The sequence below is a fragment of the Streptomyces luteogriseus genome, assembly GCF_014205055.1.
Taxonomy (GTDB): domain Bacteria; phylum Actinomycetota; class Actinomycetes; order Streptomycetales; family Streptomycetaceae; genus Streptomyces; species Streptomyces luteogriseus.
The window spans coordinates 2,760,167-2,784,073 of sequence record NZ_JACHMS010000001.1; the positions used below are offsets into that span (position 1 = coordinate 2,760,167).

At 70.3% G+C, this 23,907-nt stretch carries 24 protein-coding genes; 12 read left to right on the forward strand and 12 right to left on the reverse strand.

The window, feature by feature from the left end:
- Positions 1 to 19: 19 nt before the first annotated feature.
- The 4 genes from BJ965_RS11970 (at position 20) to BJ965_RS11985 (ending at position 4,014) form a co-directional block, all read left to right on the forward strand.
- On the forward strand, positions 20 to 988 hold the full coding sequence (locus BJ965_RS11970; RefSeq protein WP_030854291.1) for an ABC transporter ATP-binding protein: 969 nt from the start codon (positions 20 to 22) through the stop codon (positions 986 to 988).
- A gap of 2 nt (positions 989 to 990) precedes the next feature.
- Positions 991 to 1,761, forward strand: a complete 771-nt coding sequence (locus BJ965_RS11975; protein WP_184908643.1) for an ABC transporter permease — start codon at positions 991 to 993, stop codon at positions 1,759 to 1,761.
- Between the two features lie 121 nt (positions 1,762 to 1,882).
- Positions 1,883 to 3,127 carry an ABC transporter ATP-binding protein gene (locus BJ965_RS11980; protein WP_184908644.1) on the forward strand — a complete coding sequence of 415 codons (1,245 nt, stop codon included), beginning with the start codon at positions 1,883 to 1,885 and terminating at the stop codon, positions 3,125 to 3,127.
- Complete coding sequence (locus BJ965_RS11985) at positions 3,124 to 4,014, forward strand: ABC transporter permease (RefSeq protein WP_184908645.1); 891 nt, start codon at positions 3,124 to 3,126, stop codon at positions 4,012 to 4,014. The genes BJ965_RS11980 and BJ965_RS11985 overlap by 4 nt, the downstream gene beginning before the upstream one ends.
- Positions 4,015 to 4,021: 7 nt before the next feature.
- On the opposite strand, the gene BJ965_RS11990 is transcribed toward BJ965_RS11985, so the two are convergent.
- Positions 4,022 to 4,354, reverse strand: a complete 333-nt coding sequence (locus BJ965_RS11990; protein ID WP_184908646.1) for an ATP/GTP-binding protein — start codon at positions 4,352 to 4,354, stop codon at positions 4,022 to 4,024.
- Between the two features lie 265 nt (positions 4,355 to 4,619).
- Between BJ965_RS11990 and BJ965_RS11995 the strand changes: the two genes are divergently transcribed.
- Positions 4,620 to 5,648 carry an LLM class flavin-dependent oxidoreductase gene (locus tag BJ965_RS11995; RefSeq protein ID WP_184908647.1) on the forward strand — a complete coding sequence of 343 codons (1,029 nt, stop codon included), beginning with the start codon at positions 4,620 to 4,622 and terminating at the stop codon, positions 5,646 to 5,648.
- An 83-nt stretch (positions 5,649 to 5,731) separates the two neighbouring features.
- Here the strand turns inward: BJ965_RS11995 and BJ965_RS12000 are convergent, their stop codons facing one another.
- Complete coding sequence (locus BJ965_RS12000) at positions 5,732 to 6,124, reverse strand: SCO5389 family protein (protein WP_030246492.1); 393 nt, start codon at positions 6,122 to 6,124, stop codon at positions 5,732 to 5,734.
- 252 nt (positions 6,125 to 6,376) lie between these two features.
- Here BJ965_RS12000 and nucS point away from each other — a divergent pair, with 252 nt between their 5' ends.
- Entirely contained in the window at positions 6,377 to 7,048 is a 672-nt protein-coding gene (gene nucS, locus BJ965_RS12005; RefSeq protein WP_030854272.1) for an endonuclease NucS, read from the forward strand.
- A gap of 64 nt (positions 7,049 to 7,112) precedes the next feature.
- Here nucS and BJ965_RS12010 read toward each other — a convergent pair whose 3' ends face one another.
- From BJ965_RS12010 to BJ965_RS12025, 4 genes are all read right to left on the reverse strand, one after another.
- The gene (locus BJ965_RS12010) at positions 7,113 to 9,614 is read right to left on the reverse strand and encodes an ATP-binding protein (protein ID WP_184908648.1); all 2,502 of its coding nucleotides are present in this window, start codon (positions 9,612 to 9,614) and stop codon (positions 7,113 to 7,115) included.
- Between the two features lie 266 nt (positions 9,615 to 9,880).
- Positions 9,881 to 10,204, reverse strand: a complete 324-nt coding sequence (locus BJ965_RS12015; RefSeq protein WP_030246483.1) for an STAS domain-containing protein — start codon at positions 10,202 to 10,204, stop codon at positions 9,881 to 9,883.
- 149 nt (positions 10,205 to 10,353) lie between these two features.
- A complete protein-coding gene (locus BJ965_RS12020; RefSeq protein ID WP_184908649.1) occupies positions 10,354 to 11,202 on the reverse strand; it encodes a 3-hydroxyacyl-CoA dehydrogenase family protein in 849 nt (282 codons plus the stop codon).
- Positions 11,203 to 11,328: 126 nt separating this feature from the next.
- Complete coding sequence (locus tag BJ965_RS12025) at positions 11,329 to 11,970, reverse strand: TetR/AcrR family transcriptional regulator (protein WP_184908650.1); 642 nt, start codon at positions 11,968 to 11,970, stop codon at positions 11,329 to 11,331.
- Between the two features lie 79 nt (positions 11,971 to 12,049).
- Between BJ965_RS12025 and BJ965_RS12030 the strand changes: the two genes are divergently transcribed.
- From BJ965_RS12030 to BJ965_RS12040, 3 genes are read left to right on the forward strand one after another with little or no spacing between them, the layout of a single operon-like run.
- Positions 12,050 to 12,832: an ABC transporter ATP-binding protein gene (locus tag BJ965_RS12030; protein WP_184908651.1), complete on the forward strand. Its 783-nt coding sequence runs from the start codon at positions 12,050 to 12,052 to the stop codon at positions 12,830 to 12,832.
- A 46-nt stretch (positions 12,833 to 12,878) separates the two neighbouring features.
- Positions 12,879 to 13,622 carry an ABC transporter permease gene (locus BJ965_RS12035; protein WP_184908652.1) on the forward strand — a complete coding sequence of 248 codons (744 nt, stop codon included), beginning with the start codon at positions 12,879 to 12,881 and terminating at the stop codon, positions 13,620 to 13,622.
- Between the two features lie 19 nt (positions 13,623 to 13,641).
- Positions 13,642 to 14,214, forward strand: a complete 573-nt coding sequence (locus BJ965_RS12040; RefSeq protein WP_184908653.1) for a cob(I)yrinic acid a,c-diamide adenosyltransferase — start codon at positions 13,642 to 13,644, stop codon at positions 14,212 to 14,214.
- On the opposite strand, the gene BJ965_RS12045 is transcribed toward BJ965_RS12040, so the two are convergent.
- The gene (locus tag BJ965_RS12045; protein ID WP_184908654.1) at positions 14,215 to 14,802 is read right to left on the reverse strand and encodes a hypothetical protein; all 588 of its coding nucleotides are present in this window, start codon (positions 14,800 to 14,802) and stop codon (positions 14,215 to 14,217) included.
- Between the two features lie 152 nt (positions 14,803 to 14,954).
- Between BJ965_RS12045 and BJ965_RS12050 the strand changes: the two genes are divergently transcribed.
- The 3 genes from BJ965_RS12050 to BJ965_RS12060 all read left to right on the forward strand — a co-directional run bounded on the left by BJ965_RS12050 (position 14,955) and on the right by BJ965_RS12060 (position 18,734).
- Positions 14,955 to 16,148, forward strand: coding sequence for a sensor histidine kinase (locus tag BJ965_RS12050; protein WP_184908655.1), 1,194 nt, complete (start codon positions 14,955 to 14,957; stop codon positions 16,146 to 16,148).
- Complete coding sequence (locus BJ965_RS12055; RefSeq protein ID WP_184908656.1) at positions 16,145 to 16,786, forward strand: response regulator; 642 nt, start codon at positions 16,145 to 16,147, stop codon at positions 16,784 to 16,786. The genes BJ965_RS12050 and BJ965_RS12055 overlap by 4 nt, the downstream gene beginning before the upstream one ends.
- Positions 16,787 to 16,910: 124 nt before the next feature.
- Entirely contained in the window at positions 16,911 to 18,734 is a 1,824-nt protein-coding gene (locus BJ965_RS12060; protein WP_184908657.1) for a glycoside hydrolase family 18 chitinase, read from the forward strand.
- Between the two features lie 101 nt (positions 18,735 to 18,835).
- Here BJ965_RS12060 and BJ965_RS12065 read toward each other — a convergent pair whose 3' ends face one another.
- The 5 genes from BJ965_RS12065 to atpA all read right to left on the reverse strand — a co-directional run bounded on the left by BJ965_RS12065 (position 18,836) and on the right by atpA (position 23,866).
- On the reverse strand, positions 18,836 to 19,282 hold the full coding sequence (locus BJ965_RS12065) for a DUF2550 domain-containing protein (RefSeq protein ID WP_184908658.1): 447 nt from the start codon (positions 19,280 to 19,282) through the stop codon (positions 18,836 to 18,838).
- Positions 19,283 to 19,412: 130 nt separating this feature from the next.
- Positions 19,413 to 19,790: a F0F1 ATP synthase subunit epsilon gene (locus tag BJ965_RS12070; RefSeq protein ID WP_184908659.1), complete on the reverse strand. Its 378-nt coding sequence runs from the start codon at positions 19,788 to 19,790 to the stop codon at positions 19,413 to 19,415.
- Positions 19,791 to 19,901: 111 nt separating this feature from the next.
- Complete coding sequence (atpD, locus tag BJ965_RS12075; protein WP_184908660.1) at positions 19,902 to 21,338, reverse strand: F0F1 ATP synthase subunit beta; 1,437 nt, start codon at positions 21,336 to 21,338, stop codon at positions 19,902 to 19,904.
- Positions 21,339 to 22,256, reverse strand: coding sequence for a F0F1 ATP synthase subunit gamma (locus tag BJ965_RS12080; protein WP_184908661.1), 918 nt, complete (start codon positions 22,254 to 22,256; stop codon positions 21,339 to 21,341).
- A gap of 20 nt (positions 22,257 to 22,276) precedes the next feature.
- Entirely contained in the window at positions 22,277 to 23,866 is a 1,590-nt protein-coding gene (atpA, locus tag BJ965_RS12085; RefSeq protein WP_031104202.1) for a F0F1 ATP synthase subunit alpha, read from the reverse strand.
- Between the last annotated feature and the right edge of the window lie 41 nt (positions 23,867 to 23,907).

Here is a 23,907-nt window from a genome sequence, read left to right on the forward strand (position 1 = left end):
CACGTTCTAGCGTGGCGGCATGATTGAGCTCGAGGGGCTGACCAAGCGGTACGGCGAGAAGGTGGCGGTCAACAACCTGTCCTTCACCGTCAGACCGGGCATCGTCACCGGCTTCCTCGGGCCCAACGGCGCCGGCAAGTCCACGACCATGCGGATGATCCTGGGGCTCGACCATCCGACCGCCGGCGACGTCCGGATCGACGGCAAGCACTACCAGCAGCTCAAAGAGCCGCTGACCTACATCGGCGCCCTGCTGGAGGCCAAAGCCTGGCACGGCGGGCGCACCGCCTACAACCACCTGCTGTGCCTCGCGCAGAGCAACGGCATTCCGCGCAGCCGGGTGCGGGAGGTGCTGGAGACGGTCGGGCTGACGGCGGTCGCGAAGAAGAAGACCAAGGGTTTCTCGATGGGCATGGGGCAGCGGCTCGGCATCGCGGCCGCGCTGCTCGGCGATCCGCGGATCCTGATGTTCGACGAGCCGGTCAACGGCCTCGACCCCGAGGGCATCCACTGGATCCGCACCTTGATGAAGTCGCTCGCCTCGCAGGGCCGGACCGTGTTCGTCTCCTCCCACCTGATGAGCGAGATGGCCCTGACGGCCGAACACCTCGTCGTCATCGGGCAGGGCCGGCTGCTCGCGGACACCTCCATGGCGGACTTCATCGACCGCAACTCACGTTCGTACGTCCGGGTTCGCAGTCCGCAGCGGGAGCGGCTGCTCGATGTGCTGCACCAGGCGGGGATCGTGGCCGTGGAGAGCGGTGACGGGGTGCTGGAGGTGGACGGCGGCAAGGCCGAGCACATCGGTGAGCTGGCGGCGCAGCACCGGATCACGCTGCATGAACTGAGCCCGCAACAGGCCTCGCTGGAAGAGGCGTTCATGCAGCTGACGGCGGAGTCGGTGGAGTACCACGCACACAGCGGAACGAGCCCGGCGAGCCCCGAGCCACCGCGGCAGCAATGGGGCGACGGCTGGAAGAGGGGCTGAGCATGGCGGTGACACAGGTCGTACGGTCGGAGTGGACCAAGATCCGGTCGGTGGCGTCCACGGTGTGGACACTCTCGCTGGTGGTGGTCGTGACGGTCGCCCTCGGCATGCTGATCTCGGCGCTCTCGAAGAACGAGTTCGACTCGATGAACGCGCAGAACCGGGCCGAGTTCGACCCGACGTTCATCAGCTTCGCGGGGATGAGTCTCGGTCAGCTCGCGATGATCGTCTTCGGTGTGCTGGTCGTGTCGAACGAGTACAGCACCGGCATGATCCGCACCTCGCTGGCCGCGGTGCCGCAGCGCGGCTCCTTCCTGTTCAGCAAGATCGCGGTCGCCGGCGGGCTCGCCCTGCTGGTCGGCCTCGTCACCAGCTTCGCCGCCTTCTTCCTGGGGCAGGCGATGCTGGGCTCGCACCGGGCGGAGATCGGCGACCCGGGGGTGCTGCGGGCCGTGCTCGGCGGTGGCCTCTACATGGCGCTGATCGCGATGTTCTCCATGGGCGTCGCCGCGATGCTGCGCTCGCCGATGCTGTCGCTGGGCATCCTGATGCCGTTCTTCTTCCTGATCTCCAACATCCTGGGCAACGTCGACGCGACGAAGAAGGTCGGCCGGTTCCTTCCCGACCAGGCCGGCAGCAAGATCATGCAGGTGGTCACGCCGATCGACGACGACACCCCGTACGGGCCGTGGGGCGGCCTCGGGATCATGGGACTGTGGGTGCTCGCGGTGCTCGTAGGCGGCTATGTGCTGCTGAAGAAGCGCGACGCCTAGGGGGACGGGCTCGGCTGACCTTTTACCTCCTCTTGGGTGGAACCGTCAGCGCCTCGATATCCTCCTAACCCTTACGGGGGCGTGTGCCCCGCTGTCCTGAACCTTGCGATGGGTGCGGAGCATGATCGAAGCAGTCGGCCTGACGAAGCGCTACGGCGACAAGACCGCTGTGTACAACCTTTCCTTCCAGGTGCGGCCCGGAGCCGTCACCGGCTTCCTCGGGCCGAACGGATCGGGCAAGTCGACGACGATGCGGATGATCCTCGGCCTGGACAACCCGACGGCCGGGCATGTGACGATCGGCGGCTATCCGTACCGCAGGCTGCCCAACGCCGCCCGTCAGGTCGGTGCCCTGCTGGACGCCAAGGCGGTGCACGGCGGCCGGTCCGCCCGCAACCACCTGCTGTCCCTGGCCCAGCTGTCGGGCATCCCGGCCCGGCGGGTGGACGAGGTGCTCGGGGTCGTCGGTCTGCAGGACGTGGCCAAGAAGCGGTCCAAGGGCTTCTCCCTCGGCATGGGGCAGCGGCTCGGTATCGCCGCGGCGCTGCTCGGCGACCCGCAGGTGCTGCTGTTCGACGAGCCGGTCAACGGCCTCGACCCCGAGGGCATCCTCTGGGTCCGCAATCTGATGAAGGCGCTGGCGGCGGAGGGCCGTACGGTCTTCGTCTCCTCCCACCTGATGAGCGAGATGGCGCTGACCGCCGACCACCTCATCGTCATCGGGCGCGGTCAGCTGCTCTCCGACATGAGTGTCACCGACTTCATCTCGGCGAACTCCGCCGACTTCGCACGCGTACGCACCCCCGACACCGAGCCTCAGCAGCGCGAGAAGCTGTCGGCCGCGCTCACCGAGTCGGGCGGGCACGTGCTGCCCGAGCAGGACGGCGGGCTGCGCGTGACGGGCCTGCCCCTGCCGCGCATCAGCGACATCGCGCACGACCACGGCGTACGGCTGTGGGAGCTGTCGCCGCACCAGGCCTCCCTGGAGGAGGCGTACATGCGGATGACGCAGGGCGCCGTCGACTACCGCTCGACGATCGACCAGAAGGAAGGGCTCCAGCAGCCGCTGCCGCCCGGCGCGCAGCCGCCGATGCCGGTGCCCGGACAGGGCCAGCCGGGCTGGTACGCCCCGCCGCCGCCCCAGCAGGGCGCACCCGGCGGCGCACCGGGCCAGGCTCCGGCGGGTCCGTACGGCGCCCCGGGGGCACCCAGCGCCGCTCCGAGCGCCCCTGGCGCGGGTACGCCCAACCCGTACGCCCAGCACGCGCCTCAGGCGCCTCAGGGCACCCCCCAGCCCGTACCGCAGGCGCCCGCGGCCCCCGCCGCCCCGACCTCCGACCTGACCAAGCCCGAGGACGCCCGATGAGCAGCCCCCAGCCCCAGATGCCGCAGGCCGCGCCCGCCTGGCAGGCGGCTCCCGGTTCCGCCCCGTACTCCGGCGGCCCCGGCTACACCTCGCCGATCCCGGTCGTGCGCACGCACCTCGGGAACGCCATCGCCTCGGAGTGGACGAAGATCAGGTCGGTGCGCTCCACGATGTGGACGCTCGGTGTGTTCGTCCTGCTCGTCGTCGGCATCGGTCTGCTGACCGGCATCGTGGTGTCGAGCTCCTCCTCGGACCTGTCCGGCGAGAACGCGCTGTCCCTCGGCTTCTTCGGCCTGCTGCTCGGCAGCATGTGCATCATCACGCTCGGCGTGCTGACCACGGCCTCGGAGTACGGCACGGGCATGATCCGCACCACGACGGTCGCGTGCCCGAGCCGCGGACGCGTGCTGGCGGCGAAGGCCGTCGTGTTCTTCCTGGTCGCGTTCGTGGTGACGCTGGTGGCCGCCTCCCTCGTCGCGTTCCTGCACGTGGCGATGCTCGAGGGCAACGGCGCGAAGGACCCCTCCGGCGGTGAGTGGATGAAGGCCACGGTCGGCATCTCGCTCTACATCGCGCTGCTCGGCCTGCTCTCGCTCCTCATCGGCTCGATCATCCGGCACTCGGCCGGGGCCATCACCATCATGATCGGCACCGTGCTGGCCCCGCTGGTGATCGCGCTGTTCATGTTCTCGGAGTCGCTGCAGGGCGTGCGCGACGCCCTGTTCGAGTACTCGATCCCGAGCCAGCTGAGCGTCTTCTACGCCAACTCCCTCAACACGGCGAGCCAGTCCGGCCCGTCCGGCTGGGACCCGCTGTGGATCATTCTCGGCGCCACGGCCGTCGCGTTCGCCGGCGCCTTCGCGCTGCTGGAGAAGCGGGACGTCTAGGGCCTGGTCAGAACCTCGGCGCGTTACGGGACCGCTGCACCCCCGGGGTGCGGCGGTCCCGCGCGTTCCAGCAGGCCTTGTGCCAGTGTCTGCGGTCGTCGACGCCCGTGTGCTCCGACCAGGCCACCACGTGCGGCACCCCGTCCGGGATCAGCTGGTCGCAGCCGGGGCAGCGGTACGCCTTGCCCTGCGCGCTCGCGCCGGCCACGTGCCGCACGCTCCAGTTCTCGCCCTGCCAGTGCTCCGAGGACTGCCAGCCGCCGTAGCGGCCGGGGCGGTCGTCCTCGACGCTCCGGCCGGACGAAGCGGCGCCCTTGGGTCGGTTGCGACGCGGGGACAAGGGACACCTCTCGGGGCTATACAGGAAGCACGGGCGGCGTCCAGCCTACGCGGCGCGCACAGGGGTAGGCGTACGGCACCAATCGCCATATGTCCCTCACGGGCCCGGCCGGCTCACCCCGGATGCCCTCCCCCGGACTCCCGGCGGAACGCCCCATTCTGCAGACAATCCGCAAAACAGTCCGCCCGGCCGTGTCCTCGGCACGTGTCGGACGGTTATGCCCTGTGGGGGAGCTCCGTGTCGGAGCCAAGGAAGCAGGAAAGCAATGCGCGTTGGAAGTTTTGTGTTGGCGGCCCAGTTCCCCGGTCAGGGCGAGGGAGAGGCGCTGCACCGCGCGGTCCGCTCGGCCGAGGTGGCCGAGGAGGCCGGGCTCGACACGGTCTGGCTGGCCGAGCACCACTTCGTGCCGTACGGCACGTGCCCGTCGGCCGTCACCCTGGCCGCCTTGCTGCTGGGCCGCACCCGCCGCATCCGGGTCGGCACGGCGGTCAGTGTGCTGCCCACCGTCCACCCCGTGGCCCTCGGCGAACAGGCCGCGCTGCTGCACCACACGAGCGGCGGACGCTTCACGCTCGGCGTCGGTCGCGGCGGCCCCTGGGTCGACCTGGAGGTGTTCGGCGCCGGTCTGGAGGCGTACGAGAAGGGGTTCCCGGAGTCCCTGGAGCTTCTGGTGCGGTGGCTGCGCGAGTCGTCCGTGGCGGCCGACGGGGAGCGCTTCCAATTCCGTGAAGTCCCGGTGGTGCCGCGGCCGTCGGAGGCCCTGACGGAGACCGAGGGCCCTGAGGTCGTGGTGGCCTGCACCTCGCCGGCGAGCGTGCGGCTCGCCGCCGAGCGGGGTCTGTCGATGCTGCTCGGGATGCACGCGGGGGACGAGGAGAAGGCCGAGATGGTCGCGCTGTGGCGACGGCACGCGCGGGCCTGCGGCCGGTCGCCGGAGGAGATCCTGGGCGCGTCCCATGTGTCGGCCGGCGTCTGCCAGATCGCGGACCGGCGGGTCGACGCGGCGGAGACGCTGATGAAGGCGATGCCGGGCTGGCTGAAGCAGGGCCTGGAGGCGCATGTCACGGTCGACGGGCGCACGCGCCGGATGCGCGACCCGCTGGCGTACACCGAACTGCTCTGCGGGCTGCACCCGGTGGGCACTGCGCGGCTGTGCGCGGACCGGCTGGCGGCGACCAGCGAGCGGACGGGCATCTCGCGCTTCGCGCTGCTCGTCGAGGGCTCCGGGGACCTGGCGGCGACCGAGGAGAACGTGCGGCGGCTGGGCGCCGAGGTGCTCCCCCAACTCGTCTGAGAGCGCGGTGAATCCCTGGGGCTTGCCGCTCCGGTACAGAACTGCACCTCCCGCGTACGGAGCGGCAAGCAAGTGGCGCCGCGTCAGCAGTCCCGGAACTCGGGTGACTGGTTCAGCACCTGGCTGCGGACCGAGGTGAAGCGGCCCAGTTTCTCGTCCACCGAGGAGTCGAGCGGGAACACGGCCACCCGGTGGCAGTTCTGGAAGGCAAGTCGTACACCGAAGTGCCGTTGCAGCGCGCCGCGTATCGCGTCACTCGCAAGCGCACGCAGCAGCTGACCGCGTGCCTGCTCGTCCGGCGGGGGCGTCTGGTTGTCGGCGAACGCGCCGCCGTCCACCTTCAGCTGGGCCACCAGTGAGCTGATCATCTCCCACGCATAGGGCAGGGAGGTCCGGACGCAGTCGACGAATTCCGCTTCGTCGACCTCGCCTCGCTCGGCCTGTTCGAGTAGGGCCGGTGAGACGTCGAGCGACATGAGTTCTCCTCTCGCACCCCCGACGAGCAGGGGTTGCCGGACAGATAAGGGAGTTCGCGACACCGGACACGCTGCGTACACGCACCGCGACCTCCCGTTCATACGGTAAGCACCGTACGGTGACCGCACCAGGAAAATGCGCAGATGAGACACTCCCGCTGAGCACACCGTGCACACAATCGGCCATTACCGAACACGTGTTTTCCAGGGCGAATCGCGTGGACAGGCGCCCGTCGAGTAGCGTTGCCGACCATGCGTCTCGTCATTGCCCGCTGCTCCGTGGACTACGCCGGGCGGCTCACCGCCCACCTTCCCTCGGCCCCGCGCCTGATCCTGGTGAAGGCGGACGGCAGCGTCTCGATCCACGCCGACGACCGGGCCTACAAGCCCCTGAACTGGATGTCGCCGCCCTGCACGCTGAAGGAGGGCACCGGCGAGGAGGAGGGCGTCTGGACCGTCGTCAACAAGGCGGGCGAGAAGCTCATCATCACGATGGAGGAAGTCCTCCACGACTCCTCGCACGAACTGGGCGTCGATCCCGGCCTGATCAAGGACGGCGTGGAAGCGCACCTCCAGGAGCTGCTCGCCGACCGCATCGAGACACTCGGCGACGGCTACACGCTGATCCGCCGCGAGTACCCGACGGCCATCGGGCCGGTCGACATCCTGTGCCGGGACGCCGACGGCAAGACCGTCGCGGTGGAGATCAAGCGGCGCGGTGAGATCGACGGCGTGGAGCAGCTCACGCGCTATCTGGAACTGCTGAACCGCGATCCCCATCTCGCCCCGGTGCGCGGTGTCTTCGCGGCGCAGGAGATCAAGCCCCAGGCCCGCGTCCTCGCGACCGACCGCGGCATCGGCTGCCAGGTCCTCGACTACGACGCGCTGCGGGGCATCGAGGACGACAAGCTGCGGCTGTTCTGACAGCCCCTACGACGAACAGGGCCGGGTCCGCGGAACGGACCCGGCCCTGCCGTGTGCGGAGGTGTCAGATCACCGTCTCCGGGCTGCCCGGCGTGCCCGTGCTGCTCTGCGGGGCGCTCGCCGTGGTGCTCGTGGGAGCACTCGGCGCCGGGCCGCTGGCCGAGTCGGAGGTGGACGGGCTGGTCGTCGGCGGCTCGGAGGTGGGCGGTTGCGAGGTCGGCGGCTCCGAGGTCGGCGGCTCGGACGTCGGCGGCTTCGACGTCGGCGGCTTCGACGTCGTGGGGGGCTTGGACGTCGTCGGCGGCTCGGACGTGGGCGGCTTCGAGGAGGACGGCGGCTTCGACGGCGACGCCGAACCGCTCGGGTCCTGCGAACCGCTCGGCAAGTCCGTCGGCGTCGGGTCGTCCGACGTGCCGAGCGTGCCGTCGGGGCCCGGGTCCGTCGGGCGGGGGTCCGGCTCGCCGTTGTCACCGTCGCGGTCGTTCGCCGGCCGGTCGGCGCCGAGGCTGCCGTCGTTGACGCCCTGGCTGGCGGAGGGGTTGACACCGACCTGGTCGGACGGCGGGTTGGGCTCGTTGTCGGAGGTGGCGCCGAGCGTCACCACCGTGCCCAGGACGGCGACGAGCAGGGCACCGGCACCGGCGGCCACGAGGTTGCGCCGGGCGAGCCCCTTGAGGCCACCGCGGGCCTTGCGCGAGGGCGCGGGCGAGCTGCGGTGGGTGACCAGGGTCGGGGAGGGCGGCTTCTGGAGCGTGGGGAAGGCCGCCGGAACACCGCCGGGCGGGGACGCCGACTCCTCGTCACGGGTGCCGGGCACCTCCTCCCCCGCGGTCGGCCCGAGCCCGATCGGTGTGCCCGAGCGGTCGGCGACCAGGGCGAGGGCACGGCGGCCGGCGACGGTGCCGCGCTTGTCGGCGAGGGCGCCGCGCAGGCCGATGGAGGCCTCCAGTTCGGCGCGGGCCCGGTCGAGCCGGCCCCCGCACAGGGCGAGGACGCCGAGCTCGTGATGGAAGTAGGCCTCTTCGCCGACGTCTCCGGCGAGCCGGGCGGCCTCGGCTCCGGAGCGCAGGGCCCGCTCCCAGGCGCTCCAGTGCAGTCCGGCGGCGAACGCGGGGGCGGCGGTGCGGGCCAGGTGCACGGCCGCGCTCTCCTCGCCCTCGGCGGGCGGCCGGGTGGCGGGGCCGAGGAGGGCCAGGGCGGCGAGGACCGCGTCGGCCTCGGCGCACACCCGCTCGGGGGTGACCGAGGGGTGCCCGGCCCACCAGGAGTAGTGCTGGGCGGCGCTGCGGGCGCCGGCCTCGGCCTCGTCGGCGTATCCGGCGGCCTCCAGCTGGGCCGGCACGCCGGCCGCGAGGCGGTAGCGGGAGCCGACCGGGGAGACCAGGCCGCAGGCGGCCAGTTCACCGAGGGCGGCGTCCGCGTGGGTGTCGCCGACCAGGGCGGGCAGATGCGCCTGGTGCGGGACCTCGCCGCCGAGGGCGACGGCGAACCGCAGGGTGGCGCGGGCGGAGGCGCTCAGCCGGGAGGCGAGCAGCGGCGCGGGCGCGGCGGCCTCGCCGAGCGCGGGCAGCGGCACGTCGTCACCGAGGTCGTAGGCGTCGGCGGGGTCGGCCGGGGGCACGTCCTCGAAGACGCCGAACTCGTCGACGGCGCCGGTGCCGGCGCGCAGCCGGTCGCGCTGCCGGAGCAGGGCACCGGCCTGGACGAAGCGCAGCGGCAGGCCCTCGGACTCGAACCAGAGGTCGCCCGCCCAGTTGGACTCGTCCTCGGTGAGGGTCCGGCCGACGGCGTGCTCCAGCAGGTCGAGGCCGGCCGCGCGGTCCAGTCCGCCGAGGAGGACCTCCTCGACACCGGCGCCGGCGGAGGGGGCCGGCACGTCCGGGGTGGCGCCGAGCAGGAAGGCGCACTCGGGGGTCGCCTCCAGCAGCTCGTCGAGCGCGGCGCCGCCGAACTCCAGGTCGTCCAGGACGACGACCGCGCCGATCTCCCGCACGTGGGTGAGCAGCGCGTCCCGGTCCGGGCGGTGCAGGGGGGCGCTGTACACCGCGTGGAACAGGTCGTACAGCAGGTCGCTCGAGGTGCGTCCGAAGCCGTTGAGGCGGACGACGCCGTCGGGGGCGAGGTCGGAGCAGTCCTCGGCGACGAGGTCGAGCAGGCGGGTGCGGCCGGAGCCGGGCGCGCCGGTGAGGCGGGTGGAGCGGCCGCGGGCGAGCAGGCGCACCAGGCGCTCGCGTTCGTCCTGGCGGGCCAGCAGCGGCAGGGCGGGCTGCGCGGGGCCGGGCGGAACGGGCGGGCGGGCCGCGCGCTCGGCCTCGGCGCGTTCGTCCGCGGTGAGCTTCACGGGCCGGGCGGGCCGTTCGGTGGGCGGGCAGGCCTCTATCTCGCTGCCGTCGACGGGGTTGACGGTCAGCAGGAAGTCGCCGGAGACGAGCTGCACGGTGCGGGCGAGCGCCGGCGCGTGCTGCGCGAAGTCGGGTGTGAGGGATTCCCTGGGAGGGCGCTGGCGCGGCGCGGGGCCGTCACCGTCGTGGCCGTACTCCTCGGGTCCCTGGTTGTCAGGATCCATAGGTCAAGCCCCCCAAAAGCGTGTGTGTGCTCGGAAAAGCCCCTCCCGGCCTTGCTGCACACCGCGCTGTCGCTTCTGGTCCGGTCCCGCCGAAGGGTGTCAAGGCAGCGGGCAGCCGAACCCTAAACCTTCGCACAGTATCTACGACAGTCCGGGGTACCGCGCCGTCCATAACGTCACGGTCTCGTGAGGATTGTGCGCGTCGCACGATTCGACGACGTGCGTCCGGGTCTCCCCGGCCGCCCGGCTCACACCCACGGGAGGCGTCACACGCGGGGAAGGGTCTCCACCCCGATGCCGCCCTCGATCGCCAGGATCCGGTGCAGGCGGGTGGCCACCAGCAGGCGCTGCATCTGCGGCGGTACTCCGCGCAGCACCAGGCGCCGGCCGCAGCGGCCGGCCCGCCGGTGGGCCCCCATGATCACGCCCAGTCCGGTGGCGTCCCAGGAGTCCAGTTCGGACAGGTCCAGCACCAGGTCTCCGACACCGTCGTCGACGGCCGAGTGCAGGACCGTACGGGCGTCCGCCGCGCTCCGGACGTCGAGGCGGCCCCCGACGACCAGCTCGGCGTGGTCGCCCCTGATGTACATATGCGCTCCCCGTGCGTGCGAATCGTGCTCCGCGTTCTGATGTGGGTGATGCAACCTCTGACTGTGTGGAGGTGTCAGAGGTTGCTTCCTGTAAGCGAACCGATACCGAATTCACCCTGGCGTGTGATGGGACCGGGGCATGTGCGGTTTCAGTGCTTGTAGAAGCCCTGCCCGCTCTTGCGTCCGATGTCACCGGCGTCAACCATCCGGCGCATCGACTCGGGAGCCGCGAACTTCTCGTCCTGGGACTCGGTGTAGATGTTGTTCGTGGCGTGCAGCAGGATGTCGACACCCGTCAGGTCCGCCGTCGCCAGCGGGCCCATGGCGTGACCGAAGCCCAGCTTGCAGGCGAGGTCGATGTCCTCGGCGCTCGCCACGCCCGACTCCTGCAGCTTCGCGGCCTCGACGACCAGGGCGCAGATGAGACGGGTCGTCACGAAGCCGGCGACGTCGCGGTTGACGACGATGCAGGTCTTGCCGACCGACTCGGCGAACTCCCGGGCCGTGGCGAGGGTTTCGTCGCTGGTCTTGTAGCCGCGGACGAGTTCGCACAGCTGCATCATCGGCACCGGCGAGAAGAAGTGCGTGCCGACGACCCGCTCCGGGCGCTCCGTCGCTGCCGCGATCTTGGTGATCGGGATGGCGGAGGTGTTGGAGGCGAGGACCGCGTCGTCCTTCACGATCTTGTCGAGCGCGCGGAAGATCTCGTGCTTGACCTCGAGCTTCTCGAAGACGGCCTCGACGACGACGTCCGCGTCGGCCGCGGCGTCCAGGTCGGTGGTCGCGGTGATGCGGGCCAGGGCGGCGTCGGCGTCGTGGGCCTCCAGCTTGCCCTTGGCGACGAACTTGTCGTACGACGCCTTGATGCCGTCGGTGCCCCGCGTCAGCGCCTCGTCGGTGACGTCCCGCAGGACCACCTCCCAGCCCGCCTGTGCGGAGACCTGGGCGATGCCGGATCCCATGAGGCCGGCTCCGATGACGGCGAGCTTCCGTGCCACTGTGCGACTCCCCTGACGCGATGCTTATGTCTGCTTCTCGGGCGGACACTAGCGCTCGTGAGGGGCTGTGTGACCAGTAAGTAATGCGCGTCACGTCTCACATGACGGACATCACACCGGCACGGCTCATGCGGCGCCTCGTACGGCGTAGTTGAGCACCTTGTCACTCAACAGCTCCTCGATGTCGTCGAGAACGACGAGCATCTCTCGTGACACTTCGTCCGGGTTGCGTCCCTTGACCATCTCGCGGCCGATCGCGACGAAAAGGGTGCCGTGGACCCAGCAGATCTGACCGGCGATCAGTCCGGGCAGTGGATCTGCGGCGGTGGCGCCGGTCTCCTCGCGAAGGGTCGCCTCCAGGTGGTCCTGGACCTCCTGCTGCATGCTCCACAGCCGGGAGCGCAGCGGTGGTGCCTCTTCGATGCAGCGCATGAAGCGGTCGTAGCCCTCGATGAGGCCGATCCGGGGTGAGACGGCCTCGATCTCGGCGCGCAGCTCGCGCAGCACCGCCCGGGTGGCCGACTCCCCCGTGTCCCGGCCGCGCACCCAGCGCGAGAGCCGGTCGACGACGCCCTGGGAGCGGTCGAAGAAGAGGTCCTCCTTGGCCGGGAAGTAGTTGTAGACGGTGTTCACCGAGACGTCGGCCGCTTCCGCCACGTCGGCGATCGTCACCGTCACGAACCCGTGTTCCAGGAAGAGTCCGGTGGCGATGTCCGAGATGCGCTGCCTGGTCTCGCGCTTCTTCCGTTCCCTGAGCCCCTCAGCCATGTCCGAATCCTAGCTTCCCTGGAGGGTCTGAAAACTTGGAGTCATTGCAAACTTTAAGAGACTCTGTTTTTCTGGGGTCATGGCAATCATCAGTACGGCCGGGCTGGCCCGTACCTTCCTGACCACGAACGGCCTCGTGGAGGCCGTGCGCTCCATCGACCTGACCGTCCGCGAGGGCGAGATCCTCGGCTTCCTCGGCCCGAACGGGGCCGGCAAGACGACGACCCTGCGGATGCTGACGACCCTGCTGGAACCGACCGGCGGCGCCGCCACGGTCGCGGGCCACGACCTGGCCACCGACCCGGCCGGGGTGCGGCGGGCCTGCGGATACGTCGCGCAGTCCGGCGGGGTCGATCCGCAGATCAGTGTGCGGGAGGAACTGGTCACCCAGGGGCGCCTGTACCGGCTGACCAGGGCGCAGGCCGCCGAGCGCGCCGGGGAACTCGCCCGCGACCTGGATCTCACCGGGCTCCTCGACCGCAAGTGCGGCGCGCTCTCCGGCGGTCAGCGGCGGCGGCTGGACATCGCGATGGCGCTCACCCACCGCCCCAAGGTGCTGTTCCTGGACGAGCCGACGACCGGTCTCGACCCCGGCAGCCGCGCCGACCTGTGGGATCTGGTGCGCCGGCTGCGCGACGAGCACGGCACGACGGTGTTCCTGACCACGCATTACCTCGACGAGGCCGACGCCCTCTCCGACCGGCTGGTCGTCGTCGACCACGGCGTGGTCGTCGCCGAGGGCACCCCGAGCGCGCTGAAGCTGCGCCACGGCGGCTCGCTCGACGCCTCGCTCCAGGACACCTTTCTCGCCATCACCGGCCGCAGCGCCGCGCCGGCCGACCAGACCCCCGTCGCCGTCTAGGACCCCGGCCGACCCCAGAGGACTCAGAGGACTCAGAGGACCCACGATGCTGCTGCACGACACCGCCCTCGTCTACGGGCGCTACCTCCGGCAATCGCTCCGCTCCCGCTTCGCCCTGCTCTTCGGCGTGCTCATGCCCCTGCTGTACCTGCTGTTCTTCGGTCCGCTGCTCACGGACCTGCCGCTCGGCACGGGAGGCAGCTCCTGGCAGGTGCTCGTTCCCGGACTGCTGCTGCAACTCGGCCTGTTCGGGGCGTCCTTCGCGGGCTTCTCGGTCATCATCGAGAAGGGCCACGGCGTGGTCGAGCGCATGCGCGTCACCCCGGTCAGCCGGCTGGCGCTGCTGCTCGGCCGGGTGCTGCGGGACGCCACGGTGTTCGTCTTCCAGGCCGTGCTGCTGGTGCTGGCCGCGGTGGCGATGGGCCTGCGGGCACCCCTGGCCGGGGTGCTGATCGGCTTCGCCTTCGTCGCCCTGCTCACGGTCTCGCTGGCCGCCCTGTCGTACGCACTGGCGATGAGGATGGACACCCCGCAGAGCTTCGGTCCCGCGGTCAACGCGCTGACCATGCCGTCCATGCTGCTGTCCGGCCTGATGCTGCCGATGACGCTGGGGCCGGCCTGGCTGGACGCCCTCTCGCACCTCATGCCGTTCCGCTATCTGGTGGACGCGGTACGGGACGCGTACGTCGGCAGCTACGCCACGTCCCACATGCTCTACGGCGCGCTGGTGGCCGCCGGTTTCACGGCGCTGTCCGTGACAGTGGGCACACGCGTGTTCCGAACCGCCTGAGCGAAACTACGCTGGCCACATGGTCAATCTGACGCGCATCTACACCAGGACCGGCGACCAGGGCACCACCGCCCTCGGCGACATGAGCCGGGTCGCCAAGACCGACCTGCGGATCTCCGCGTACGCCGACGCCAACGAGGCGAACGCGGCGATCGGCACGGCCATCGCGCTGGGCGGCCTGGACGAGGAGATCGTCACGGTCCTCACCCGCGTCCAGAACGACCTCTTCGACGTGGGCGCGGACCTGTCGACACCGGTGGTGGAGAACCCGGAGTTCCCGCCCTTGCGGGTCGAGCAGTTCTACATCGACAAGCTGGAGGCGGACTGCGACCGCTTCCTGGCCGAGGTCGAGAAGCTCCGCTCCTTCATCCTCCCCGGCGGCACCCCCGGCGCGGCCCTGCTCCACCAGGCCTGCACGGTCGTACGCCGGGCCGAACGCTCGACGTGGGCAGCGCTGGAGGTCCACGCCGAGGTGATGAATCCCCTGACGGCGACCTACCTCAACCGCTTGTCCGACCTCCTGTTCATCCTCGCGAGGACGGCGAACAAGGAGGTCGGAGACGTGCTGTGGGTACCGGGCGGGGAGCGTTAGTCAGTTCTTGCCGCGTGCCACCCTCTCTTTCGCCGGCCGCTCCTCCGGCTCCCCCGCGGGAGCCTTCCGCGGCCAGATCGCATAGCTCAGCGCGATCAGGCCGTGGATACCGGCCGTGCGCCAGGCCACCCAGCGCCAGTTCTCCAGGGAGGTGACGCGGCTCGGGTCGTCGACGTACCAGATGGCGAGCTGGAGCAGCACGGTCGCGACGACGGCGCCGGTGAGCGTGCCCAGCCACACCCTGCCCTCGTGGCGCGCCCGGGCCATGCCGTAGCGGGGCGGGCCGATCGGCTTCGGGGCGCCGCCCAGCCGGTGGGCCGCGTGGCCGTCGAGCCACTTCACGGTGCGGTGGCCGTGTCCGACGGTGTAGCCGATGTACAGCGCGGCCAGACCGTGCGTCCAGTTCGGCTCGGCGCCGTTCTTCAGATCCAGCGCGGTGGCGACCAGCAGGACGACCTCCAGCAGCGGCTCGCACAACAGCAGCGCCAGGCCGGTGCGCGGCATCTTCAGCAGGTAGCGGGTGGCCAGTCCGGCGGCCAGCAGCACCCAGAAGCCGATCTCGCAGGCGGCGATCAAGGCGACGATCACGGTTCGCTCCTCTCGGTCACCCTTCCAGGCTCCCGGCCGGCGCGGCCGGAATCGTCGTCGCGACTGACGAACCCGCGGTACATCGAAAGATGCAGCCTGGGACCCTCCGCGGGGATCACGCGCGGCACACGGCTGCCGTGTTGGATGGTGGCATGGCCGTACGACTCCCCCGCCCGCGCCGCTTCGACGTGTACGTCGCTCTGGGCAGTCTGCTGGGCGGGCTGCTGCTGTGGGCGCTCGGGCTGGCCACCCGCCCCGCCACCGAGGTGTACGTGCTGTTGCCGGGCCGCTGGCCGGTGCTGCTGCCGCTGGCGGTGATGTCCGGCTGCGAGCTGCTGCGGCGCACCGCTCCGCGCATCGCCCTGCTGACGGGCACCGCCGCGATCGTCCTGGACCTCCTCACCCAGGGCAACCTGGTCACGATCCTGATGTACACGGACCTGATGTACGCGGCCGTCCTGTACGGCCCGCCCGCCTCGGCGCACCGCATCCCGCGGATCACCGGGCTGCTCACCGTGGCAGGCGCCGTCGTGCCGTTCGCGGTCTGGCGCGAGCCCGAGGCGCTGCTGATCGGCGTGGTCACCGGCCTGGTCGCCTTCGGGCCCGCCTCCACCGGGCTGATCGTGCGCAACCACCGCGAGGCCGCCGACGCGGCCCGGCTGCGCGCCGAACAGACCGCGCTGCTCGCCGAGATGGACCGCACCCAGGCCGTCACCGCCGAACGCGCCCGGATGGCCCGCGAGCTGCACGACATGGTCGCCAACCACCTGTCCGCGATCGCCATCCACTCCACCGCCGCCCTGTCCCTCGACGATCCCAAGACCTCTCAGGACGCGCTCGTGGTCATCCGCGAGAACAGCGTGGAGGGGCTCGCCGAGATGCGGCGGCTGATCGGCATCCTGCGCGACAGCAGCGGCGACGTGGAACCGTCCGCCGCTCCCACGCTCGAAGGTCTGGCCGCGCTGGTGGACGGTGCCCGCACCAACGGCCTCGACGTCACTCTCGACGCCGAACGGAGCGAGGTTCCCGCCCCCGTCGAACTCGCCGCCTACCGCATCGTGCAGGAGTCGCTGACCAACGCCCTCAAGCACGCCGCCCCGGGCCGGGTCGCGGTCTCCCTCGCTCGGCGGGACGGCTCGCTCGTCGTCGGGGTGACCAGTCCGTACGGGGACCGGGACGCCCCGCGCGCCCCCGGCTCCGGCGCGGGTCTGGTCGGCATGCGGGAGCGCGCCGCGCTGCTCGACGGCACCTTCGAGGCGGGCCCCGAGGACTCGCCCGCCGGCAAGATCTGGGCCGTACGCGCCACCCTCCCCGTCCACGACACCGTCGAAGGAGACACCGCATGATCCGCGTCCTGGTCGCCGAGGACCAGTCCGCCGTCCGCGCCGGCCTGGTCCTCATCCTGGGCAGCGCGCCCGACATCGAGGTGGCCGGTGAGGCCGCGGACGGTGAGCAGGCGGTGGCGCTGGCCCGGGAGCTGCGGCCGGACCTGGTGCTGATGGACGTTCAGATGCCGCGCCTGGACGGGGTGTCGGCGACCCGGCAGGTCGTCGCGGAAGGGCTCGCAGACGTGCTGGTGCTGACCACGTTCGACCTCGACGAGTACGTCTTCGGGGCGCTGCGGGCGGGCGCGTCGGGCTTCCTGCTGAAGAACACCGAGGCGAGGGAGCTGCTGGAGGCGGTGCGGACGGTCGCACGCGGGGAGGGGATGATCGCCCCGGCGGTCACGCGGCGGCTGATCGCGGAGTTCGCCGCGAAGCCGGCGCGCGGGCCGGCGGCCGATCCGGCCGTGCTGGACCGGCTCACCCGGCGCGAACGCGAGGTGCTGTCCTGCCTGGGCGAAGGCCTGTCCAACGCGGGCATCGCCGGGCGGCTGGACATGGCCGAGGCGACCGTGAAGACCCATGTCAGCCGGCTGCTGGGGAAGCTGGAGCTGCGCAGTCGCGTGCAAGCGGCGGTGCTGGCTCAGGAGTTGGGGATCTGAACCGATCCCGGGACGTGGTGGTCCAGACCTATTGACCGGTGGTCCAGACCTTTCTATTCTCACCGCACCATGAGTGGGCGTGAGGCTCAGTCACGCCCCCACAACTCCATCAAGGAGGCGCAGCATGCGCTTCAGACACAGAGCCGCGGCAGGGTTCGCGACGCTGTTGCTCCCGCTGGCCGGCCTCGTCGGCCTGGCGAGCCCGGCCCAGGCCGCGACGTCCGCCACCGCTTCCTACGCCAAGACCCAGGACTGGGGCTCCGGCTTCGAGGGCAAGTGGACGGTGAAGAACACCGGCACCACGGCCCTCAGTTCCTGGACCGTCGAATGGGACTTCCCCTCCGGCACCTCCGTCACCTCCGCCTGGGACGCCGACGTCACCTCCTCCGGCACCCACTGGACCGCGAAGAACAAGTCCTGGAACGGCACCCTCGCCCCCGGCGCCTCCGTCTCCTTCGGCTTCAACGGCAGCGGCACCGGCTCCCCCGCCAACTGCAAGCTCAACGGCGGCAGCTGCGACGGCGGCACCACGGAACCCGGCGACAGCGCGCCGAGCGCCCCGGGCACCCCGACCGCCTCGGACATCACCAACACCTCGGTGAAGCTGTCCTGGTCCGCCGCCACCGACGACAAGGGCGTCAAGAACTACGACGTCCTGCGCGACGGCTCCAAGGTCGCCACCGTGACGGGCACCTCGTACACCAGCACCGGCCTCACCGCCGGCACCGACTACTCCTACTCCGTCCAGGCCCGTGACACCGCCGACCAGACCGGCCCGGTCAGCGGCGCCGTCCGGGTCCGCACCACGGGCGGCACCACCGAGCCGCCCACCGGCGACAAGGTCAAGCTCGGCTACTTCACCGAGTGGGGCGTCTACGGCCGCAACTACCACGTCAAGAACCTGGTGACCTCGGGCACGGCGTCGAAGATCACCCACATCAACTACGCCTTCGGCAACGTCAAGAACGGGCAGTGCACCGTCGACGACACCTACGCCGCCTACGACAAGGCCTACACGGCCGACCAGTCCGTCAGCGGCACCGCCGACACCTGGGACCAGCCGCTGCGCGGCAACTTCAACCAGCTGCGCCAGCTGAAGGCCAAGTACCCGCACATCAAGGTGCTGTACTCCTTCGGTGGCTGGACCTACTCGGGCGGCTTCGGCCAGGCCGCGGCCAACGCCGCCGCGTTCGCCAAGTCCTGCAAGGCCGTCGTGGAGGACCCGCGCTGGGCGGACGTCTTCGACGGCATCGACATCGACTGGGAGTACCCGAACGCCTGCGGCCTGAGCTGCGACACCTCCGGCCCCGCCGCCTTCAGGAACCTGATGTCGGCGCTGCGCACCGAGTTCGGCCCGAACTACCTGGTCACCGCGGCCATCACCGCCGACGGCTCAGCCGGCGGCAAGATCGACGCGGCCGACTACGGCGGCGCCGCCCAGCACCTCGACTGGTACAACGTGATGACGTACGACTACTTCGGCGCCTTCGACAAGGACGGCCCGACCGCCCCGCACTCCCCGCTCACGTCCTACCCGGGGATCCCGCAGGAGGGCTTCAACTCGGCCGACGCGATCGCCAAGCTGAAGGCGAAGGGCGTCCCCGCGAAGAAGCTGCTGCTCGGTATCGGCTTCTACGGCCGCGGCTGGACCGGCGTCACCCAGTCCGCCCCGGGCGGATCGGCGACCGGCGCGGCTCCGGGCACGTACGAGGCGGGCATCGAGGACTACAAGGTCCTGAAGAACTCCTGCCCGGCCACCGGCACGATCGCGGGCACGGCGTACGCGCACTGCGGCGGCAACTGGTGGTCGTACGACACCCCGGCCACCATCGCCGGGAAGATGAGCTGGGCCAAGAACCAGGGCCTGGGCGGCGCGTTCTTCTGGGAGTTCAGCGGAGACACCGCGAGCGGAGAACTGGCGACCGCCATCGACAGCGGCCTGAAGTAGGCCGCATCACAGAGAAGTTCGAAGGGTCGTAGACCCTGGGCGACATTGACGCTCCCCCCGGACTTCGTCCGGGGAGACCCCCACCCAGCGAGTGAACGGGGCTACGCCACGTTCACTCGCTGTCCGGGCGGGGCTGCCTCGAGCCACGCGAGGAAACCGGTCAGCGCGTCTTCGCTCATCGCGAGCTCGAGACGCGTGCCCCGGTGCAGACAGGCCAGGATCACATGGTCGGAGAGCAGCGCCAGCTCCTCCTCGCCCTCCGGGACGCGGCGGCCGGCCACCTCGATCGCGGAACGCTCCAGAGTGCGGCGCGGACGCGGCGAGTACGAGAAGACGCGGTACCACTCGACCCGGTCGCCGTTGTACCGGGCCACCCCGTACGCCCAGCCCTTGCCGCTGGTGTCACCCTCGGCAGGGGTGTCCCAGCGCAGACTGGCGTCGAAGGTGCCGCCCGACCGCTGGATCAGCCGGCGGCGCAGACCGAAGACGAACAGGCCCACCACTACGAGGGCCACCACGATTCCGCACACAGTCAGAGCGAGGACCATCGACACCGACCTCCTCGTCTCCTAGGTAACGGAACGTAAAAATCACCCACATCCGCCTCAGCCGCGGCTGGGTCCGGATCTCTCCGGTACCCAGCCGCGGCTGAGTGACGTCATCACACGGCGGACGGGGTCAGCGCGCCGCCGTGGCAGCCCGCAGACGGACGTCGGCGCGGCGCTGGGCCTCCGCGTCGTCCTCCGCCTTCGCACGCTCCAGCTCCTGCTCCGCGTGCTGGACATCGATCTCGTCCGACAGCTCGGCGACCTCCGCCAGCAGGGAGAGCTTGTCGTCCGCGAACGAGATGAATCCGCCGTGCACAGCAGCGACGACCGTCCCGCTCTCACTCGTACGGATGATCACCGGGCCCGACTCCAGCACACCGAGCAGCGGCTGGTGACCGGGCATGACGCCGATGTCGCCGGACGTGGTGCGCGCGACGACCAGGGTGGCCTGGCCGGACCAGACCTCACGGTCGGCCGCGACCAGCGCGACGTGCAGCTCAGCAGCCAAGGGTGGCTCCTCGGGTCACCACCCGGCGGGAGTGCCGGGTGTTGGTTACAAGTCTAGTAGGCGTGACAGAGGGGGCGGGACGAACCCCGCCCCCTCCGACGAGCACGGGGCTCAGGAGACGCCGAGCTCCTTGGCGTTGTTCTTCAGGTCCTCAAGACCACCGCACATGAAGAACGCCTGCTCCGGGAAGTGGTCGTACTCGCCGTCGCAGATCGCGTTGAACGCGGCGATCGACTCGTCCAGCGGCACGTCCGAACCGTCCACACCGGTGAACTGCTTGGCGGCGTGGGTGTTCTGGGACAGGAAGCGCTCCACGCGACGGGCACGGTGGACGACGAGCTTGTCCTCCTCGCCGAGCTCGTCGATACCGAGGATCGCGATAATGTCCTGCAGGTCCTTGTACTTCTGCAGGATGTTCTTCACGCGCATCGCGGCGTTGTAGTGGTCCGCCGAGATGTACCGCGGGTCGAGGATGCGGGACGTCGAGTCCAGCGGGTCCACGGCCGGGTAGATGCCCTTCTCGGAGATCGGACGGGACAGAACCGTCGTCGCGTCGAGGTGGGCGAAGGTGGTGGCCGGGGCCGGGTCGGTCAGGTCGTCCGCGGGGACGTAGATCGCCTGCATCGAGGTGATCGAGTGACCACGGGTCGAGGTGATGCGCTCCTGGAGGGTGCCCATCTCGTCGGCCAGGTTCGGCTGGTAGCCCACCGCGGAGGGCATACGGCCGAGCAGGGTCGACACCTCGGAACCGGCCTGGGTGAAGCGGAAGATGTTGTCGATGAAGAACAGCACGTCCTGCTTCTGGACGTCACGGAAGTACTCCGCCATCGTCAGGCCGGCCAGGGCCACGCGCAGACGGGTGCCCGGGGGCTCGTCCATCTGGCCGAAGACCAGGGCGGTCTTGTCCAGAACGCCGGACTCTTCCATCTCCGCGATGAGGTCGTTGCCCTCACGGGTGCGCTCGCCGACGCCCGCGAAGACGGAGACGCCCTCGTGGAGGTTGGCGACACGCATGATCATTTCCTGGATCAGCACGGTCTTGCCGACACCGGCACCACCGAACAGACCGATCTTGCCGCCCTTGACGTACGGGGTGAGCAGGTCGACGACCTTCAGGCCCGTCTCGAACATCTCGGTCTTCGACTCGAGCTGGTCGAACGCGGGGGCCTTGCGGTGGATGGACCAGCGCTCGCCCGTGTGGGTCTCGTCGCTGTTCAGCACCTCACCGAGGGTGTTGAACACCTTGCCCTTGGTGAAGTCGCCGACGGGGACGGTGATGCCCGCGCCCGTGTCGGTCACCGGGGCCTGGCGGACCAGGCCGTCGGTGGGCTGCATGGAGATGGCGCGGACCAGGCCGTCACCCAGGTGCTGGGCGACCTCCAGGGTCAGCGTCTTCTTCTCGCCCGCCAGCGCCGGGTCGGCGACCTCGACGTGCAGGGCGTTGTAGATCTCCGGCATCGCGTCGACGGGGAACTCCACGTCGACGACCGGGCCGATGACCCGCGCGACGCGGCCCGTCGCCGTGGCCGTCTCAACAGTGGTGGTCATTTATCGGTCACTCCCCGCGGTCGCGTCGGCCAGGGCACTGGCGCCACCGACGATCTCGCTGATTTCCTGGGTGATTTCGGCCTGGCGGGCCTGGTTGGCAAGCCGGGTGAGCGTCTCGATGAGCTCTCCGGCGTTGTCGGTGGCCGACTTCATCGCGCGCCGCGTGGCGGCGTGCTTGGAGGCAGCCGACTGGAGCAGCGCGTTGTAGATGCGGCTCTCGACGTAGCGCGGCAGCAGGGCGTCGAGGACGTCCTCCGCCGAGGGCTCGAAGTCGAACAGCGGGAGGATCTCGCCCTTGGGCTTGGCCTCCGCAGCCACCTCGTCGAGGCTGAGCGGCAGCAGCCGCGCCTCGATCGCCGTCTGCGTCATCATCGACACGAACTCGGTGTAGACGAGGTGAAGCTCGTCCACGCCGCCCTCGGCCGTCTCCGTCTCGATCGCTTCGATCAGCGGGGCCGCGACCTTCTTGGCGTCCGCGTACGAGGGCTCGTCGGTGAAGCCCGTGAACGACTCCGCGATCTTGCGCTCGCGGAAGTTGTAGTGGGCGACACCGCGGCGGCCGACGATGTAGGTGACGACCTCCTTGCCCTCGGCCTCAAGCTGCGCCGTGAGCTTCTCCGCGGCCTTGATGGCGTTGGAGTTGAAGGCACCGGCCAGACCGCGGTCGCTCGTGAGGAGCAGGACCGCGGCGCGGGTCGGGTTCTCCGACTCGTTCGTGAGCGGGTGCTTGGTGTTGGATCCGCCGGCGACCGCCGTGACCGCCCGGGTGAGCTCGGTCGCGTACGGGGTGGAGGCCGCCACCTTGCGCTGCGCCTTGACGACGCGCGAGGCGGCGATCATCTCCATCGCCTTGGTGATCTTCTTGGTCGCGGTGACGGATCGGATGCGACGCTTGTAGACCCGGAGCTGGGCTCCCATGAGTCAGGTCCCTTCCGTCGTCACTTACCGGCAGCCGGGGTGTCCTCGCCGAGCAGCTTGCCGTCGGCGGTCTCGAACTGCTTCTTGAACTCCACGATGGCGTCGGCGACAGCCTGAAGGGTGTCGTCGGACATCTTGCCGCCCTCGCGGATGGAGGTCATCAGGCCCTGCTCCTTGCGGTGCAGGTACTCCAGCAGCTCCTTCTCGAAGCGCCGGATGTCGACGACGGGGACGTCGTCCATCTTGCCGGTGGTGCCGGCCCAGACGGACACGACCTGGTCCTCGGTGGCCATCGGCTGGTACTGGGCCTGCTTCAGCAGCTCGACCATGCGCTGACCACGCTCGAGCTGCGCCTTGGACGCGGCGTCCAGGTCGGAACCGAAGGCGGCGAATGCCTCCAGCTCACGGAACTGGGCGAGGTCCACGCGCAGACGGCCGGAGACCTGCTTCATCGCCTTGTGCTGGGCGGAACCACCGACGCGGGAGACGGAGATACCGACGTTCAGCGCGGGGCGCTGACCGGCGTTGAACAGGTCCGACTCCAGGAAGCACTGGCCGTCGGTGATGGAGATGACGTTGGTCGGGATGAACGCCGAGACGTCGTTGGCCTTCGTCTCGACGATCGGCAGACCGGTCATCGAGCCGGCACCCATCTCGTCGGAGAGCTTGGCGCAGCGCTCCAGCAGACGGGAGTGCAGGTAGAAGACGTCACCCGGGTAGGCCTCACGGCCCGGCGGGCGGCGCAGCAGCAGCGACACGGCACGGTAGGCGTCGGCCTGCTTCGACAGGTCGTCGAAGATGATCAGGACGTGCTTGCCCTGGTACATCCAGTGCTGGCCGATGGCCGAACCGGTGTACGGCGCCAGGTACTTGAAGCCGGCCGGGTCGGACGCCGGGGCGGCGACGATGGTCGTGTACTCCAGCGCGCCGGCCTCCTCCAGAGCGCCGCGCACACCGGCGATCGTGGAGCCCTTCTGACCGATGGCGACGTAGATGCAGCGGACCTGCTTGTTCGGGTCGCCCGAGCGCCAGTTGTCGCGCTGGTTGATGATGGTGTCGACAGCCAGGGCGGTCTTGCCGGTCTGGCGGTCACCGATGATCAGCTGACGCTGGCCACGGCCGATCGGGGTCATCGCGTCGACGGCCTTGTAGCCCGTCTCCATCGGCTCGTGCACCGACTTGCGGACCATGACGCCGGGGGCCTGCAGCTCCAGGGCGCGACGGTCTTCGGTCTCGATCTCGCCGAGGCCGTCGATCGGGTTGCCGAGGGGGTCCACCACGCGGCCGAGGTAGCCCTCGCCCACCGCGACGGAGAGAACCTCACCGGTACGGGAGACCGGCTGACCCTCCTCGATGCCGCTGAACTCGCCGAGGACGACGCAGCCGATCTCGCGCTCCTCGAGGTTGAGGGCGAGACCGAGGCTGCCGTCCTCGAACTTCAGCAGCTCGTTGGCCATGACCGAGGGCAGACCCTCGACCTTCGCGATACCGTCACCGGCGAAGGTGACCGTACCGACCTCCTCGCGCGAGGCCGCGTCCGGCTTGTACGCCTGGACGAAGTTCTCCAGCGCGTCCCGGATCTCCTCCGGCCGGATCGTGAGCTCCGCCATCTGGGTTCCCTGCTCTCCTTGTTGGGCCCGAAGTTTCACTT

Coding starts and splice junctions, on each gene's coding strand:
- BJ965_RS11970 (WP_030854291.1), top strand. CDS start 20: ATGATTGAGCTCGAGGGGCTGACCAAGCGGTACGGCGAGAAGGTGGCG.
- BJ965_RS11975 (WP_184908643.1), top strand. CDS start 991: ATGGCGGTGACACAGGTCGTACGGTCGGAGTGGACCAAGATCCGGTCG.
- BJ965_RS11980 (WP_184908644.1), top strand. CDS start 1,883: ATGATCGAAGCAGTCGGCCTGACGAAGCGCTACGGCGACAAGACCGCT.
- BJ965_RS11985 (WP_184908645.1), top strand. CDS start 3,124: ATGAGCAGCCCCCAGCCCCAGATGCCGCAGGCCGCGCCCGCCTGGCAG.
- BJ965_RS11995 (WP_184908647.1), top strand. CDS start 4,620: ATGCGCGTTGGAAGTTTTGTGTTGGCGGCCCAGTTCCCCGGTCAGGGC.
- BJ965_RS12000 (WP_030246492.1), bottom strand. CDS start 6,124: ATGTCGCTCGACGTCTCACCGGCCCTACTCGAACAGGCCGAGCGAGGC.
- nucS (WP_030854272.1), top strand. CDS start 6,377: ATGCGTCTCGTCATTGCCCGCTGCTCCGTGGACTACGCCGGGCGGCTC.
- BJ965_RS12010 (WP_184908648.1), bottom strand. CDS start 9,614: ATGGATCCTGACAACCAGGGACCCGAGGAGTACGGCCACGACGGTGAC.
- BJ965_RS12015 (WP_030246483.1), bottom strand. CDS start 10,204: ATGTACATCAGGGGCGACCACGCCGAGCTGGTCGTCGGGGGCCGCCTC.
- BJ965_RS12025 (WP_184908650.1), bottom strand. CDS start 11,970: ATGGCTGAGGGGCTCAGGGAACGGAAGAAGCGCGAGACCAGGCAGCGC.
- BJ965_RS12030 (WP_184908651.1), top strand. CDS start 12,050: ATGGCAATCATCAGTACGGCCGGGCTGGCCCGTACCTTCCTGACCACG.
- BJ965_RS12035 (WP_184908652.1), top strand. CDS start 12,879: ATGCTGCTGCACGACACCGCCCTCGTCTACGGGCGCTACCTCCGGCAA.
- BJ965_RS12040 (WP_184908653.1), top strand. CDS start 13,642: ATGGTCAATCTGACGCGCATCTACACCAGGACCGGCGACCAGGGCACC.
- BJ965_RS12050 (WP_184908655.1), top strand. CDS start 14,955: ATGGCCGTACGACTCCCCCGCCCGCGCCGCTTCGACGTGTACGTCGCT.
- BJ965_RS12055 (WP_184908656.1), top strand. CDS start 16,145: ATGATCCGCGTCCTGGTCGCCGAGGACCAGTCCGCCGTCCGCGCCGGC.
- BJ965_RS12060 (WP_184908657.1), top strand. CDS start 16,911: ATGCGCTTCAGACACAGAGCCGCGGCAGGGTTCGCGACGCTGTTGCTC.
- BJ965_RS12065 (WP_184908658.1), bottom strand. CDS start 19,282: ATGGTCCTCGCTCTGACTGTGTGCGGAATCGTGGTGGCCCTCGTAGTG.
- atpD (WP_184908660.1), bottom strand. CDS start 21,338: ATGACCACCACTGTTGAGACGGCCACGGCGACGGGCCGCGTCGCGCGG.
- BJ965_RS12080 (WP_184908661.1), bottom strand. CDS start 22,256: ATGGGAGCCCAGCTCCGGGTCTACAAGCGTCGCATCCGATCCGTCACC.
- atpA (WP_031104202.1), bottom strand. CDS start 23,866: ATGGCGGAGCTCACGATCCGGCCGGAGGAGATCCGGGACGCGCTGGAG.